Here is a 16100-nt window from a genome sequence, read left to right as displayed (position 1 = left end):
TTCTTACTGTGCCAGCACGGCGCTCGCGGTGCCCGCGAGTGCTGCGTCGTAATGTTGGACCAGGGCGTTCACGGCACCGGCGGTCACGTCGAAGACCGGGGTCGGATACACACCGAAGAAGATGGTGAGCGCCACAAGCGGGTAGAGAATGATCTTCTCACGCGGGCTCAAGTCGAGGAGCGCCTTCAGGCTTTCCTTCGTCAATGCGCCGAAGACTACCTGACGGTAGAGCCAGAGCGCATAAGCCGCCGAGAGGATGACACCCGTGGTTGCGAACAGTGCCACCCAGGTATTGACCCGGAACACACCGAACAGCGTCAGGAATTCACCGATGAAGCCCGAAGTACCCGGCAGGCCCACATTCGCCATCGTGAAGATGAGGAAGGCCACCGCATATTTCGGCATGTTGTTCACCAGACCGCCGAACGCCGCAATTTCACGGGTATGCATGCGGTCATAGATCACGCCGACGCAGAGGAAGAGCGCGCCCGACACGATACCGTGCGACAGCATCTGGAAGATGGCGCCCTGAATGCCCTGCTCGTTCGCGGCAAAAATACCCATGGTCACATAGGCCATGTGGGCAACCGACGAATAGGCGATCAGCTTCTTGATGTCTTCCTGAACCAGAGCGACCAGAGACGTGTAGATGATGGCTATGACCGACAGCGTGAAGATCAGCGGAGCAAAATCGGCGGACGCCAGCGGGAACATCGGCAGCGAGAAGCGCAGGAAGCCGTAACCGCCGAGCTTCAGCAGGATACCGGCCAGAATGACCGAGCCTGCCGTCGGTGCTTCAACGTGCGCATCCGGCAACCAGGTATGGACCGGCCACATCGGCATCTTCACGGCAAAGGACGCGAAGAAGGCGAGCCATAACCATGTCTGCATCCCAGCAGGGAAGCTGTACTTCTGCAGTTCCACGATGTTCATCGTGCCAGCCTGCCAGTACATGGCCATGATGGCGATGAGCATCAGAACCGAGCCCAGAAGCGTGTAGAGGAAGAACTTCAAGCTCGCATAGACGCGACGCTTGCCGCCCCACACGCCGATGATGATGAACATCGGGATAAGGCTTGCTTCGAAGAACACGTAGAACAGGAACAGGTCGAGCGCGCAGAACACGCCGATCATCAGCGTTTCCAGAATGAGGAACGCGATCATGTATTCCTTGACGCGCTTTTCCACCGATATCCAGCTTGCGAGAATGCAGAAGGGCATGAGGAAAGCCGACAGCACCACGAACAGGACGGAGATACCGTCCACGCCCATGTAGTAGCTGATGCCGCCACCCATCCAGTCGATCTGTTCGACCATCTGGAAGCCGGGGTTCGAGTTATCGAACCCTGCCCAGATGACGAGCGACAGGATGAAGACGAATATCGTCGTCAGCAGCGCGACATTGCGGATATTGCGACGCGAAGCCTCGCTGTCGTCCTTGATCAGAAGGATCAGTAACGCGCCGACAAGCGGCAGAAACGTGACCGTTGAGAGAATTGGCCAGTCGGTCATCAGAAAGAGCTCCCGAGCATCATCCAAGTGACGAGCGCGGCGACGCCGATCAGCATCGCGAATGCGTAGTGATAAAGGTATCCGGACTGCATCTTGACGACGCGGTTGGTGACATCGAGCACGCGAGCCGAGATGCCATCCGGGCCGAAGCCGTCAATAAGCCAGCCGTCGCCACCCTTCCAGAACAAGCGGCCAAGCCAGCGAGCCGGACGTACGAAGAGGAAATCGTACAGTTCGTCGAAGTACCACTTGTTGAGAAGGAACTGGTAGAGGCCACGATGACGGGCAGCCAGCGCCTTCGGCGTTTCCGGCGAGCGGATGTAGAAGATCCAGGCGACGATAAAGCCGAGAACCATCGAGATGAACGGCGACAGCTTAACCCACAGAGGAACATGGTGGTATTCCTCAAGGATCTGGTTGGCAGCCGAAGTGAACAGCGCGCCCTTCCAGAATTCGGCATATTCGTGACCGAAGAAGAGTTCCTTGAACACAACACCGGCAAAGAGTGCACCGACGCCGAGGATCAGCAGCGGAACGAACATGACGGCTGGGGATTCATGGACATGATGCATGACTTCCGCCGAAGCGCGCGGCTTGCCGTGGAAGGTCATGAAAATCAGACGCCATGAATAGAAGCTCGTGAAGAGCGCTGCAACGATGAGGAGCGTCGAAGCGTAGCCGCTGGCAGCACTGTGCGAAGCGAAGACGGATTCGATGATCGCATCCTTGGAGAAGAAACCGGCAGTGCCGATGATCGTGCCCGGAATACCGAGGCCCGTAATGGCAACCGTACCGATGACCATCATCCAGTAGGTGATGGGGATCAGCTTGCGCAGGCCGCCCATGCGACGCATGTCCTGCTCTTCCGAAACGGCATGGATAACCGAACCGGCGCAAAGGAACAAAAGCGCCTTGAAGAAAGCGTGCGTGAACAGGTGGAACACGGCGGCGCCATAGGCACCTACACCGAGCGCTGCGAACATATAGCCGAGCTGCGAACAGGTCGAATAGGCGATCACGCGCTTGATGTCGTTCTGTACGAGAGCGACCGTTGCCGCAAAGAAAGCAGTGGTGGCGCCGATGATGGTCACGACCAGAAGAGCGGTCTGCGACAGTTCAAAGATCGGCGACATGCGGGCGACCATGAACACGCCCGCGGTAACCATGGTAGCGGCGTGAATGAGAGCCGAAACCGGAGTCGGGCCTTCCATGGCGTCCGGAAGCCAGGTGTGCAGCAGGAACTGCGCCGACTTGCCCATCGCCCCCATGAAGAGCAGCAGACAGGTGATCGTGATCGCGCCCTGCTTGTCGAGCTGATAGCCGAGGAAGTTCAGAACGACCTGATTGGCATCGGCAGCGCCTTCAGCCGGCAGATAATTGGCTGCGGCAGCGAAGATCGTGTTGTAGTCGACCGACTGGAACAGCGCGAAGACGCCGAAGATGCCGAGCAGGAAGCCGAAGTCGCCGACGCGGTTGACGACGAACGCCTTCATGGCGGCGGCATTGGCCGAAGGCTTCTGGAACCAGAAACCGATCAGGAGGTAGGAAGCCAGACCCACGCCTTCCCAGCCGAAGAACATCTGGACCAGATTATCCGACGTGACCAGCATGAGCATGGCGAAAGTGAAGAGCGACAGATAGGCGAAGAAGCGCGGACGATGCGGATCGTGGTGCATATATCCAATGGAATAGATATGCACGAGAGCCGACACCGAATTCACCACGGCCAGCATGACGCCGGTGAGCGTATCGATGCGCAGTGACCAGTCGAAGGAAAGCGCGCCCGACGTCACCCAGTGAAGAACCGGGATGCGGACGGTTTCTGCATCGTGGCCAAGCGGAATCTGGAAGAAGACGACCCACGACAGGATCGCGACGATGACCATGAAACCGGAAGTGATGTATTCGCTCGCCTTGGCTCCGATCTGATTGCCGAAAAGACCGGCAATCAGGAAGCCGAGAAGCGGAAGGAAGACGATCGCGTAATAGAGCATTTGCCCGTCAACCTTTCATAACATTGACGTCTTCCACCGCGATGGAGCCGCGATTACGGAAGAAAACAACGAGAATTGCCAGACCGATGGCTGCTTCGGCAGCCGCAACAGTCAGAACGAAAAGGGCGAAGACCTGCCCGACCATGTCGCCGAGCTGGCTGGAGAACGCCACGAAATTGAGATTGACCGACAAAAGGATCAATTCGATCGACATCAGGATGACGATGACGTTCTTGCGGTTCAGGAAGATGCCGAAGACGCCAAGCGTAAACAGGATGGCCGAAACGGTGAGATAGTGGGCGATACCGATTTCCATATGCTTATCCTCAGATGCCTTTGCCCGTTTCGACCTTCTTGATCTCGATCGCCGTTTCGGGCGTGCGAGCTACCTGGGTCGGGATGGACTGGCGCTTGACATTCGGCTTGTGCCGCAGCGTCAGAACAATGGCGCCGATCATCGCGACCAGAAGGACGAGACCAGCAACCTGGAAGTAGAAGACGAAGTCGGTGTAGAGAATGTCGCCCAGAGCAGCGGTATTGCTCCGCTCGGCGATATTCGGGATCGGCACGGAACCCTGCCCCAGCTTCGGCGCAAACATGTTGCTTGCGAACACGAAGATCAGTTCGCCGAGCAAGATCAGACCGACCAGAGCGCCGACCGGTGCATATTGCAATGCGCCGCGCTTCAGTTCGGAGAAGTCCACATCCAGCATCATGACGACGAAGAGGAAGAGAACCGCCACTGCACCGACGTAAACGACGAGCAGGATCATGGCGAGGAACTCGGCCCCGGTCAGCAGGAACAGAGCTGCCGCATTGAAGAACGTGAGGATCAGAAACAGCACCGAATGCACGGGGTTGCGTGCCGCAATCACCATGAACGCACTGGCGATCATGATGAAAGCGAACAGATAGAAAAACGCTGCCGCAATACCTGTCAGCATGGGGATCCCCCAACACCTTTCCGTGAGCAAAGCCTTATTGCCTCGCTCGCTTTAGTCTTTGTTTGCCGCGAATATTCGCGAAACTTAAATTCCAGCAACAAGATGGGCCGCCCCTTCCTGTTGCCGCTTTTCAAACCGGATGCCGAAACGAGGTTTCAGCAAAACCAATCAGCGATATGGCGCATCCATCGCGATATTCCGCGCGATTTCGCGTTCCCAACGGTCGCCATTGGCAAGGAGCTTGTCCTTGTCATAGTAGAGTTCTTCGCGGGTTTCGGTCGCGAATTCGAAATTCGGACCTTCCACGATGGCATCCACCGGGCATGCTTCCTGGCAGAAACCGCAATAGATGCACTTCACCATATCGATGTCGTAACGCACCGTGCGGCGGGTGCCGTCGTTGCGGCGCGGACCGGCCTCGATGGTGATGGCCTGCGCCGGGCAGATCGCTTCGCAAAGCTTGCAGGCGATGCAGCGTTCTTCACCGTTCGGATAACGGCGCAGCGCGTGCTCTCCACGGAATCGCGGAGAGACCGGGCCCTTTTCATGCGGGTAGTTCAACGTCGCCTTGGGCGCGAAGAACTGGCGCATGGAAAGAAAGAACGCGCCGACGAATTCCTTGAGCAGGAGCGATTTGGCTGCTTGAGCGAATGAAGCCATAGTTATTACTCCTTACGCCAGACCGAAGACTTTGAGGAAGGTGGCGGTTGCGACAACCATGAAGAGCGAGATCGGCAGGAACACTTTCCAGCCAAGGCGCATCAGCTGGTCGTAGCGGTAACGCGGAACGAAAGCCTTCACCATTGCGAAGAGGAAGAAGCAGAAGCAGAGCTTCAGCATGAACCAGATGATGCCCGGAACCCAGTTGAGGAACCAAACGTCAACCGGAGGCAGCCAGCCGCCAAGGAAAAGCGTCGTCATCAGGGCGCACATCAGCGTGATCGCCACATACTCGCCGAGGAAGAACAGAAGGAACGGCGTGGACGAATATTCGATCATGTGACCGGCCACGAGTTCGGATTCAGCTTCGACAAGGTCGAATGGCGGACGGTTCGTTTCGGCAAGTGCCGAAATGAAGAAGATCACGAACATCGGGAACAGAGCCAGCCAGTTCCAGTCGAGGAACGAAGCCGGAAGACCGAGCATGGTGCCAAGGCCCGTATTCTGCGAAAGCACGATGTCGGTCAGATTGAGCGAGCCAACCGTCAGCAGAACCGTAACGATCACGAAACCGATGGAGACTTCATAAGAAACCATCTGCGCGGCAGAACGAAGCGCACCGAGGAACGGATACTTCGAGTTCGATGCCCAGCCACCCATGATCACGCCGTAAACTTCGAGCGAAGAAATGGCGAAGATATAGAGAATGCCGACATTGATATTGGCGATGGCCCAGCCTTCATTGACCGGAATGACCGCCCAGGTTGCCATTGCAAGAACGGCAGAAACGAAAGGCGCAAGGAGGAAGACACCCTTGTTTGCGCCAGACGGAATGATTGGTTCCTTGAAGACGAACTTCAACAAGTCGGCGAAAGCCTGGAACAGACCCCAGGGACCGACAACGTTCGGGCCGCGGCGAAGCTGTACCGCTGCCCAGATCTTGCGATCTGCGTAAAGCAGGTAAGCGACGACGATCAGCAATACGACGAGCAGAACGACCGACTTCAGCGCTATGATAAGCGCGGGCAAGACGTAAGCTGCAAAAATACCTTCCATTGTTCCGTCTCTCTCTCGCTTACTCGGCAGCCTGCTGGAAGCCGCCAGCCGCGAGCGCCGAGCATTCGGCCATGACGGCGGAAGCGCGCGCAATTGGGTTCGTCAGGTAGAAGTCCTTGACCGGGGAAACGAACGCAGCGCCGCCGCCCGGATTGGATGCTTTCGCTGCCAGCGCGACGAGATCGTCGGACGAGGCAGGCGTGATGGTGTCGATGGCCAGCATATGCGGATAGTCCGCATAGAGCTTGGCGCGAAGCTGCTGCATCGAATCGAACGGCAGGCGCTTGCCAAGGCTGTCGGAAAGAGCGCGCAGGATTGCCCAGTCTTCCTTTGCCTCGCCCGGTGCGAAACCGGCGCGGCTGCCGAGCTGCACGCGACCTTCGGTGTTGAGCCAGGTGCCCGACTTTTCCGTGTAGGCTGCACCCGGCAGGATAACGTCGGCAGCGTGTGCGCCGGCATCGCCGTGCGTGCCGATGTAAACGACGAAGCTCGAGCCCTTTCTGGTCATGTCGAGTTCGTCTGCACCGAGCAGGAACACGACATCAAGATTACCCAGCATGTCGCCAGCCACCTTGCCGCCCTCACCCGGCACAAAGCCGAGATCCAGAGCACCAACGCGCGAAGCGGCAGTGTGCAGAACGGAGAAGCCGTTCCACTCGTCCTTGATGGCGCCGACGTCCTGAGCAAGCTTGGCTGCGGTCGACAGAACTGCAGAACCGTTTTCGCCGGTGAGCGCGCCCTGACCGACGATGATCAGCGGACACTCAGCCTTGGCCAGCACGTCGCGGAATGCGTTCTTGCCGGAAGCGACTGCTGCTAGCGTTTCAGCGCCAGCACCCAGATATTCGTAATCGTAACGCAGTTCAGCCTGTTCGCCGATCAGGGCGACCGGGAAATGGCCCATGCGCTGACGCTTGCGAATACGTGCGTTCAGGACTGCGGCCTCCACGCGCGGATTGGAACCGATGATGAGCAAAGCATCAGCGTTTTCAATGCCTTCGATCGTTGCGTTAAAGAGATAGCTTGCACGACCCAGAGCCGGATCGAGAGCAGCGCCATCCTGGCGGCTATCGATATTGGCGGAGCCGAGCGAAGCCATCAGGCCCTTCAGCGCATAGATTTCTTCAACCGAGGCCAGATCGCCAGCGACTGCGCCAATCTTGTCGGCGGAGGTTGAGGAGACCTTGGCAGCAATAGCGGCAAAAGCTTCCGGCCAGCTTGCGGCGACCAGACGGCCATCCTTGCGAACATAAGGACGGTCGAGGCGCTGGGTGCGCAGGCCATCCCAGATGAAGCGGGTCTTGTCGGAAATCCACTCTTCGTTCACCGCTTCATTGACACGCGGCATGACGCGCATCACTTCGCGGCCACGGGTGTCGACGCGGATGTTCGAACCGACCGCATCCATCACATCGATGGTTTCGGTCTTGTTCAGTTCCCACGGACGGGCCTGGAACGCGTAAGGACGCGAGGTCAGAGCGCCAACCGGGCAAAGATCGATAACGTTGCCCTGCAGTTCCGACGTCATGGCGCGTTCGAGATAGGTGGTGATCTCGGCGTCTTCGCCACGACCGATGAGGCCGAGTTCCGAAATGCCTGCAACTTCCGTCGTGAAGCGGACGCAGCGCGTGCAGTGAATGCAGCGCGTCATCACAGTCTTGACGAGCGGACCGATATATTTGTTTTCAACGGCACGCTTGTTCTCGCGATAGCGCGAACCGTCGGTGCCGAAAGCCATTGCCTGATCCTGCAGATCGCACTCACCGCCCTGATCGCAGATCGGGCAATCCAGCGGGTGGTTGATGAGCAGGAATTCCATCACGCCTTCGCGGGCCTTCTTGACCATCGGCGTATTGGTGAAGATTTCAGGCGCTTCGCCATTCGGGCCGGGACGCAGATCGCGCACGCCCATGGCGCAGGATGCCGCCGGCTTCGGCGGTCCGCCCTTTACTTCAACAAGGCACATGCGGCAGTTTCCGGCGATGGAAAGCCGTTCGTGGAAACAAAAACGCGGGACTTCAGCCCCCGCGGCTTCGGCAGCCTGAAGGAGCGTATAGTGATCGGGTACTTCGATCTCTGTGCCGTCAACCTTAATATTTGCCATCGCTTATCCAAACCTGCGGCTTATGCCGCATCTTCCAGATCTCAAACTTTCGAGCGGTCTTCTTCAAACCGCATGCAACTCGTTAAGCCTTATTCCGCTGCTTCCAGACGGATGTTGCGGCTCTGAACGGCGTTGCGGGTATAATCGTCAATGCGCTTTTCAATTTCCGGACGGAAATTGCGGATCAGGCCCTGAATAGGCCATGCAGCAGCATCACCAAGCGCACAGATCGTGTGACCTTCAATCTGCTTGGTCACATCGAACAGCATGTCGATTTCACGCTTCTGCGCGTTACCCTTGACCATGCGTTCCATCACGCGCCACATCCAGCCGGTGCCTTCGCGGCAAGGCGTGCACTGGCCACAGCTCTCGTGCTTGAAGAACGCTGCCAGACGGGCAATCGCCTTGATGATGTCGGTGGACTTGTCCATGACGATCAGGCCGCCGGTGCCGAACGACGATTTCTTGTCGCGCATGCCGTCAAAGTCCATGATGGCATCCATCATGTCTTCGCCCTTGATGACCGGGCACGATGCACCGCCGGGAATAACCGCCAGCAGATTGTCCCAGCCGCCACGAATGCCGCCGCCGTGCTTTTCAATCAGATCGCGGAACGGAATGCCGAGGCCTTCTTCGATGACGCAAGGCGTGTTCACGTGGCCGGAAATCTGGAACAGCTTGGTGCCGACGTTGTTCGGGCGTCCGATGGACGAGAACCAGGCCGCGCCACGACGCAGGATCGTCGGCGCAACGGCAATCGATTCCACGTTGTTCACGGTCGTCGGGCAGCCATAAAGGCCCATATTTGCCGGGAATGGAGGCTTCAGACGCGGCTGGCCCTTCTTGCCTTCAAGGCTTTCGAGCAGAGCCGTTTCTTCGCCACAGATGTAAGCACCGGCGCCGTGGGATACGAGAACATCCATATCCCAGCCGCACTTGTTGCCCTTGCCGAGCAGACCGGCTTCGTAGCACTCGTCGATAGCGGCCTGCAGCGCTTCACGCTCACGCATGAACTCGCCGCGAATATAAATATAGGCGGTGTGTGCGCCCATGGCGCAACCGGCGATTACGCAGCCTTCGATCAGCGTATGCGGATCGTGGCGCAGAATTTCGCGGTCCTTGCAGGTGCCCGGTTCGGATTCGTCGGCATTGACGACCAGATAATGCGGGCGACCGTCGCTCTGCTTGGGCATGAACGACCATTTGAGACCCGTCGGGAAGCCAGCGCCGCCGCGGCCACGCAGGCCCGACGCTTTCATCTCGTCGATGATCCAGTCACGGCCCTTTTCGATCAGGCCCTTGGTGTTGTCCCAATGGCCGCGCGCCATGGCACCCTTCAGGGACTGATCCTTGAAGCCGTAAATATTGGTGAAGATGCGATCTTTATCAGCCAGCATGTCTCACCTGTTTCCGTTCGTGTTTGCCAATATCGAAGTCATCATACCGGCTTCTTTCCGAATACCTTGATGTATTCCTCGACGCCGCCCTTGGCCAAAGCCTTGGCCTGCTTTACCCAGTCTTCACGCTCGATGCGACCGTGGAAGCTGAGATAGCCGTCGACCCACTCGCGCTCGGCCTTCTTCCAGGAAGCGACCTGCTTGAAGGTGAAGATGCCCAGCTCATGCAGGGTTTCCTCAATCTTCGGGCCGACGCCGGAAATCAGCTTCAGATCGTCAACAGCTTCCGGACGCTCCATGGCAACCGGACGGTTCTTGTCATCAAGCTTGAATGCCTGCTTGCTGTCGACCGACGCGGCCTTTTCGGCAGCCTTCGACACCTTGACATCCGAAGGCGTCTTGAGCGCCGGATCGGTTTCAGGTGCATTGGTTACCGGCTTTGCAGCATTCGACGGAGCCACGTTTTTCGCTTCGTCGGCAGCTTTTGCAGCGGCTTCCGCCTTGGCCTTCTCTTCAGCTTCGGCCTTCGCCTTGGCTGCGGCGGCATCAGATGCCTTGCGGGTCTCAAGACCGACCTTCTTGTAGTCGAGATCTTCGGTGAGAGCAGTCAGGCCATTGATCGGCTCGGACGTCACACGTCCATCCTGCGGGCCCGGCTTCACGGTGTCGCCCTTGCCAGCTTCAAAAGCATCGATGATTTCGGCAAGACGCTCCGGCGTCAGATCTTCATAGGCGTCCTTGAAGATCATGACCATCGGTGCATTGGCGCAGGCGCCCTGGCATTCCACTTCTTCCCACGACAGCGTTCCGTCGGCATTGAGCTCGAACGGGTCGTGGTTGATCTTGTGACGGCAGACATCCATCAGCGCTTCCGAACCACGCAGCATGCATGGCGTGGTGCCGCAAACCTGAATGTGAGCGCGTGTGCCAACCGGCTTCAGCTGGAACTGCGTATAGAAAGTCGCGACTTCCAGAACGCGGATCAGCGGCATTTCGAGCATGCCTGCGACATGTTCGATAGCAGCTTTCGTGACCCAGCCGTCCTGCTCCTGCGCACGCATGAGCAACGGAATGACAGCCGACTGCTGACGGCCTTCGGGGAATTTTGCGATCGTCTTGTGCGCCCACGCCTGATTTTCCGCGTTGAACGCGAAAGCGGCTGGCTGGACGGCATCATCTGCGAGACGGCGAACGGACATCAGCGGTCAACCTCACCAAACACGATATCGAGCGAGCCAAGAATTGCCGACACGTCAGCCAGCATATGGCCGCGGCACAGGAAATCCATGGCTTGAAGATGGGCAAAGCCCGGAGCGCGCAGCTTGCAGCGATAAGGCTTGTTGGAGCCGTCCGACACGAGGAAGACGCCAAATTCACCCTTCGGTGCTTCAACTGCTGCGTAAACTTCACCGGCAGGCACGTGATAGCCTTCCGTGTAAAGCTTGAAGTGATGGATAAGCGCTTCCATCGAGCGCTTCATCTCGCCGCGCTTCGGCGGCACGATCTTGTTGTCGGCGTTGGAAACCGGACCGACGCGCTCCTTGCCGAGCAGAAGATCAACGCACTGGCGCATGATGCGTGCCGACTGGCGCATTTCTTCCATACGGATCAGGTAGCGATCATAGCAGTCGCCGTTCTTGCCGATCGGAATGTCGAATTCCATCTCGTTGTAGCACTCGTAAGGCTGCGACTTGCGCAGATCCCATGCCGCGCCCGAACCACGCACCATGACGCCCGAGAAGCCCCATGCCCATGCATCTTCCAGCTTCACGACGCCGATATCGACGTTACGCTGCTTGAAAATACGGTTCGGCGTGATGAGATCATCAAGATTGTTGAGCGTATTGAAGAACGGATCGATCCATTTGCCGATGTCTTCAACGAGCTGATCCGGCAGGTCCTGATGGACGCCACCCGGACGGAAATAGGCTGCGTGCATACGTGCGCCACAAGCGCGTTCGTAGAACACCATCAGCTTTTCGCGCTCTTCGAAGCCCCAGAGCGGCGGCGTCAACGCACCGACGTCCATGGCCTGCGTGGTCACGTTCAGAAGATGGTTCAGGATACGGCCGATTTCCGAATAGAGAACGCGGATCAGCTGGCCACGCTTCGGCACATCGATGCCCAGAAGGCGTTCGACGGCGAGTGCATAGGCGTGCTCCTGGTTCATCGGCGCCACGTAATCGAGGCGGTCGAGATAAGGCAGAGCCTGAAGATAGGTCTTGGCTTCCATCAGCTTTTCGGTGCCGCGATGCAGCAGACCGATATGCGGATCGACGCGCTCGACGACTTCACCGTCGAGTTCAAGCACCAGACGCAGCACGCCGTGCGCGGCAGGGTGCTGCGGACCGAAGTTGATATTGAAATTGCGGACCTGAGTCTCAGCCATGTTCAGCTTCCTGTTTGGCTGCAAGAGCCGCCAAGAACTCCTCGCCGGTCATCCGGTGGGTGTCATTGGCAAAATCGTAATTCGCAGGCTTGTTATCGATGAAGATTTCTTCGGCGAAATGAAAACGTTCCGGCTCGGCAAAGGCCTGCATCGAAACAACCGTCATTCCATCATGGATACCGCGCCAGAACAGCGACGAACCGCACTTCGAGCAGAAGCGTCGTTCGCCCCATTCCGAAGAAGAGTAAGTCGCCAGGGCAGCTTCGTTTTCGATTTCGACCGAAGTGCCGCAATTGACGGCCATGAAAGCACCACCCGACCAACGCCGGCACATGCTGCAATGGCAGACATCCATTTCCATCTTCACCGGAGAAGCAGTGAATTTCACCTCTCCGCAAAGACATTGACCGTTCAATCTTTCGCCTGCGCCCATGAGTATGCCCTCAGTTCGCCTTGGCTTTCTCGTCGCCCGGCAGAACGTAATCCGTTCCTTCCCAAGGCGAGAGGAAGTCGAAGTTGCGGAATTCCTGACGCAGCTGGACAGGCTCGTACACGACACGCTTCAGCTCGTCGTTATAACGAACTTCAACGAAGCCGGTGAGCGGGAAGTCCTTGCGCAGCGGATGGCCTTCAAAACCATAGTCGGTCAGGATGCGGCGCAAATCCGGATGGCCGGAGAACAGAACGCCGTACATGTCGTAGGTTTCGCGCTCGAACCATTCGGCACCAACGAAGACCGGCACTGCGGAAGGCACCAGCGTATCTTCGTCAGCCTGAACCTTGATGCGGATGCGCTGGTTCTGGCGCGGAGACATCAGCTGATAAACGACATCGAAACGCTTGGCGCGCTGCGGATAGTCGACGCCTGAAATATCCGTCAGGTTGACGAACTGGCACTGCACGTCGTCACGCAGGAAGGTCAGAACGCTGATGATGCTCACGACCGGAACCGAAAGCGTCAACTCGCCATAGGCAAGTTTCGCCTCTTCGATCGCGTCGCCGAGGCGTTCCTTGATATAGCCGGAAAGTTCACCGAGAGCTTCTTCGCTCATTTTCCTAACTTCCTTCTTTAGAACTCACACCGCACTTGCCTTTTGGGAGGCCCTTTTCAGGGGATGGCAGGCAGTCGAACCCTAACAAAACTTGTCTTGCGCAAACCGGTCGATAACCGGCTCAGCGCTCAATCGTACCCGTGCGACGGATCTTTTTCTGAAGCATCAGAATGCCGTAGAGCAGTGCTTCAGCGGTCGGAGGGCAACCCGGAACATAAATATCGACCGGAACCACGCGATCGCAGCCACGCACCACCGAATAGGAATAGTGGTAGTAGCCGCCACCATTGGCGCAGGAACCCATCGAGATAACGTAACGCGGCTCCGGCATCTGGTCGTAGACCTTGCGGAGAGCGGGTGCCATCTTGTTGGTCAGCGTGCCGGCAACGATCATCACGTCGGACTGACGCGGTGATGCGCGCGGAGCGATACCGAAGCGTTCGGCGTCGTAGCGCGGCATGGAAATGTGCATCATTTCCACGGCGCAGCATGCCAGACCGAAGGTCATCCACATCAGCGAACCGGTACGCGCCCAGGTAATCAGAGCGTCAGCGGATGTGACAATGAACCCCTTGTCGGACAGTTCGCTGTTCAGATCGTTGAAGAATGCATCGTCGGAACCGACAGGCTTGCCCGTGCGCGGGTCAAGGATGCCCTTCGGCTGCGGAGCCACGAGCGTTGTGTTGGCTGTGGTCAATCCCATTCCAGCGCTCCCTTCTTCCATTCATAAATGAAACCGATGGTCAGAACGCCAAGGAACACCATCATCGATGCAAAGCCGAACCAGCCAATTTCGCCAAAGGACACAGCCCATGGGAAAAGGAAGGCGACTTCCAGATCGAAGATGATGAAAAGAATCGACACCAGATAGAAACGGATGTCGAACTTCATACGGGCGTCATCGAAGGCATTGAAGCCGCACTCGTAAGCAGAAAGCTTTTCGGGGTCGGGCTGTCTATAGGCGACAAGAAACGGCGCAACCAGGAGGGCTACACCAATTACCATCGCAATGCCGAGAAAGATGACGATCGGCAGGTAGGAACTTAAAAGCTCGTTCATGGTCCTTTATCCGGCTTCAATACGAGGCTGCGCCGCCTGTCATAAGCTTTTTGGAGCTGACGACCATGCGACACATTGCATCTGTTGCTACCTCGTCGCCCAAGCAGCTTCAAAAGGCATGCCGTGCGAACTAAGCGCTTTTCGCCGGGACGGTTATCGCAGCGCGTTCGCAAGCGCAACCCCTCCGGCATGATCTATTGGGCAAAGACGAGCCAAGATGCTTAACAAGCCATGGCATCAAGCCCGCATATCCCACTGAAAACCCGTATAACATGAAAAGATCATAATTTCGTGAGGAAAAGTCGCACGGACTGGTCGGCTTAGCAATCGCCAGGAGAATCAATTGCCTGCAACTTGGGAATGAAAGTTGGGGGTTTCAGCTCTCGCTTTAAAATGAACTCATGGAGCAGCAGAAGTCGTTGCCCCGACCAGCCTACCGGGCAGATAAAGCACAAGCGATGCAGCTCCCTTGATTGCAGAGGCACCGTCTGCCAGCACCGCCTGCCCCGTTGTCTGCTTCTCCCGCCCGTTCAGAGCGTCCAGCGAAAGACTGCCATCACTGACCAGAGCCATGAGCGATGGCGACGATGCAAAGACATTATGTTCGCCTCCATCCAAATCGGTAGCGTCGATCACCGCGATTCCATATTTCTGGAGCGTCGGAATACTGGTGCCGTCCCCTACTCGCGCATGGCCGCCCGTAATAAAGGATGAGACCCCGAGCGCGCGATCGCTGCGCGATGTCATCACCGCCGTTGGGCGCGGCATGGGATCGATATCCTTGATCTGCTTTTCGAAGACGTCGAGATCGATGTCCGGTGCGGCGAGCAACAGCGCATTGATGCGACGCAACACATTCTTTTCGCCACGCAGAGACAGGGTTCTCAGAGCCTCCATAGTCACGAAGCTGCCCATGGAGTGCCCGACGAGAACAATACGCTCCGCCTTGCTGCGAGCGACGAGTTCCAGCAATCGCGCCAGACCGTCACGTGCGAAGTCCGCGCTGTCGCGATCATAGACATAAAGGCCCAGATCTCCGCCCGACGGCCAGGCATATTCGACCGCCACCGACTTCATTTTGTAATCATGGACAAATTGCGCAGTGCGGAATGTGCTGTCGGCAAAATTATTGTTGTAGCCATGCACAAAGATCAGGATTTCCTTGTCCTTCGGTCCCTGCTTCGCCAGGGCGGCATTCAATTGCGCGAGAAACTGCTCGGCATTGTCGTAAGGCTGGTATGCCGTGGCGGCGAAATTTTTGGCGGGATCAGGCTTGTAGCCGGTAGACTCAACCTGTCCTTTGACGTGAGCCGCCGGAATCCCGACATCAACCTGCGCAAAATTCAGCGTTTCCGAGCGCTTTGAATTGTAAGGCTGCGAGAAATTATCCGAGCGCTGGCGGCTCGTCGCAACATAAATAGGAACCACTGCCGCCGGTTTTGCAGGCTTGACGATAGCGGCTTGCGCTGCGGCCACCGATTGCGGGCTTGAATTCGGTCCATGCCACAGCACAGCGCGGGGTGTGCCACACCCGGCAAGAATCAAAAACGTTGCAAGCACACCAAGATAAGCGCGTCGGGTCATCGTCGCAGCGATCCGTTCCTGTCATCCGATTTCACGCGATTGAAAACAGGAAATTCGTTCCATGGCAATGCATGGACCAAATGGGCCGCTTCTCGCCAACTCAAATTGTCGCGAAGTGCCTGCGGCGCGGACATTGAGAAATTCCGTTCGCGTTTATCGAGAAAGTTGGAATGGAAGCGTTCCAAATGCAGCAAGCTTTGCGAAGCCATGCCTTCAGATCGCGTTCGCCCCGGCTATCATGAAGCACATTGTCGGCCAAAGTATCGCAAGGAGGTCACGCATGAGCCATTATCTGCTCGCCAGCGGCGATCTTCTCGCCATTGCCGCGATCATCCTGTCAGTCGCCTAT

General features: G+C 57.4%; 15 protein-coding genes. All 15 read right to left on the bottom strand.

What is annotated here, in order from left to right; translation table 11 throughout:
• Nucleotides 1-3: 3 nt before the first annotated feature.
• The gene (locus ABDF71_RS06625; RefSeq protein WP_500061406.1) at nt 4-1512 is read right to left on the bottom strand and encodes an NADH-quinone oxidoreductase subunit M; all 1509 of its coding nucleotides are present in this window, start codon (nt 1510-1512) and stop codon (nt 4-6) included.
• Nucleotides 1512-3506 carry an NADH-quinone oxidoreductase subunit L gene (nuoL, locus tag ABDF71_RS06620; protein ID WP_500061404.1) on the bottom strand — a complete coding sequence of 665 codons (1995 nt, stop codon included), beginning with the start codon at nt 3504-3506 and terminating at the stop codon, nt 1512-1514. Before nuoL ends, ABDF71_RS06625 begins: the two co-directional genes overlap by 1 nt.
• 7 nt (nt 3507-3513) lie before the next feature.
• On the bottom strand, nt 3514-3822 hold the full coding sequence (gene nuoK, locus ABDF71_RS06615) for an NADH-quinone oxidoreductase subunit NuoK (RefSeq protein ID WP_006466598.1): 309 nt from the start codon (nt 3820-3822) through the stop codon (nt 3514-3516).
• A gap of 10 nt (nt 3823-3832) precedes the next feature.
• Complete coding sequence (locus ABDF71_RS06610) at nt 3833-4450, bottom strand: NADH-quinone oxidoreductase subunit J (RefSeq protein ID WP_010661180.1); 618 nt, start codon at nt 4448-4450, stop codon at nt 3833-3835.
• Between the two features lie 168 nt (nt 4451-4618).
• On the bottom strand, nt 4619-5110 hold the full coding sequence (gene nuoI / locus ABDF71_RS06605) for an NADH-quinone oxidoreductase subunit NuoI (RefSeq protein WP_007874549.1): 492 nt from the start codon (nt 5108-5110) through the stop codon (nt 4619-4621).
• Nucleotides 5111-5122: 12 nt separating this feature from the next.
• Nucleotides 5123-6166 (bottom strand): NADH-quinone oxidoreductase subunit NuoH, encoded by a 1044-nt coding sequence (gene nuoH / locus ABDF71_RS06600; protein ID WP_010661179.1) that lies wholly within the window; start codon nt 6164-6166, stop codon nt 5123-5125.
• Nucleotides 6167-6185: 19 nt separating this feature from the next.
• Nucleotides 6186-8270, bottom strand: coding sequence for an NADH-quinone oxidoreductase subunit NuoG (nuoG, locus tag ABDF71_RS06595; RefSeq protein WP_151662652.1), 2085 nt, complete (start codon nt 8268-8270; stop codon nt 6186-6188).
• 89 nt (nt 8271-8359) lie between these two features.
• Nucleotides 8360-9667, bottom strand: coding sequence for an NADH-quinone oxidoreductase subunit NuoF (gene nuoF / locus ABDF71_RS06590; RefSeq protein WP_010661177.1), 1308 nt, complete (start codon nt 9665-9667; stop codon nt 8360-8362).
• Between the two features lie 41 nt (nt 9668-9708).
• Nucleotides 9709-10866, bottom strand: coding sequence for an NADH-quinone oxidoreductase subunit E (locus tag ABDF71_RS06585; RefSeq protein WP_010661176.1), 1158 nt, complete (start codon nt 10864-10866; stop codon nt 9709-9711).
• Nucleotides 10866-12056, bottom strand: coding sequence for an NADH-quinone oxidoreductase subunit D (locus tag ABDF71_RS06580; protein ID WP_010661175.1), 1191 nt, complete (start codon nt 12054-12056; stop codon nt 10866-10868). The genes ABDF71_RS06585 and ABDF71_RS06580 overlap by 1 nt, the downstream gene beginning before the upstream one ends.
• Nucleotides 12049-12489, bottom strand: a complete 441-nt coding sequence (locus ABDF71_RS06575; protein WP_012092261.1) for a GFA family protein — start codon at nt 12487-12489, stop codon at nt 12049-12051. Before ABDF71_RS06575 ends, ABDF71_RS06580 begins: the two co-directional genes overlap by 8 nt.
• Nucleotides 12490-12499: 10 nt before the next feature.
• A complete protein-coding gene (locus ABDF71_RS06570) occupies nt 12500-13108 on the bottom strand; it encodes an NADH-quinone oxidoreductase subunit C (protein WP_151662653.1) in 609 nt (202 codons plus the stop codon).
• 121 nt (nt 13109-13229) lie between these two features.
• Entirely contained in the window at nt 13230-13811 is a 582-nt protein-coding gene (locus ABDF71_RS06565; RefSeq protein WP_010661172.1) for a NuoB/complex I 20 kDa subunit family protein, read from the bottom strand.
• Nucleotides 13802-14167, bottom strand: coding sequence for an NADH-quinone oxidoreductase subunit A (locus ABDF71_RS06560; RefSeq protein WP_006466588.1), 366 nt, complete (start codon nt 14165-14167; stop codon nt 13802-13804). The genes ABDF71_RS06565 and ABDF71_RS06560 overlap by 10 nt, the downstream gene beginning before the upstream one ends.
• Before the next feature lie 399 nt (nt 14168-14566).
• The gene (locus tag ABDF71_RS06555; RefSeq protein ID WP_500061397.1) at nt 14567-15751 is read right to left on the bottom strand and encodes an alpha/beta hydrolase; all 1185 of its coding nucleotides are present in this window, start codon (nt 15749-15751) and stop codon (nt 14567-14569) included.
• Between the last annotated feature and the right edge of the window lie 349 nt (nt 15752-16100).

Source organism: Ochrobactrum sp. WV_118_8 (assembly GCF_039631535.1).
Classification (GTDB): Bacteria; Pseudomonadota; Alphaproteobacteria; order Rhizobiales; family Rhizobiaceae; genus Brucella; species Brucella anthropi.
Note: the sequence above shows the minus strand (reverse complement) of the source record. Positions and strands in the feature narration are given on the sequence as shown.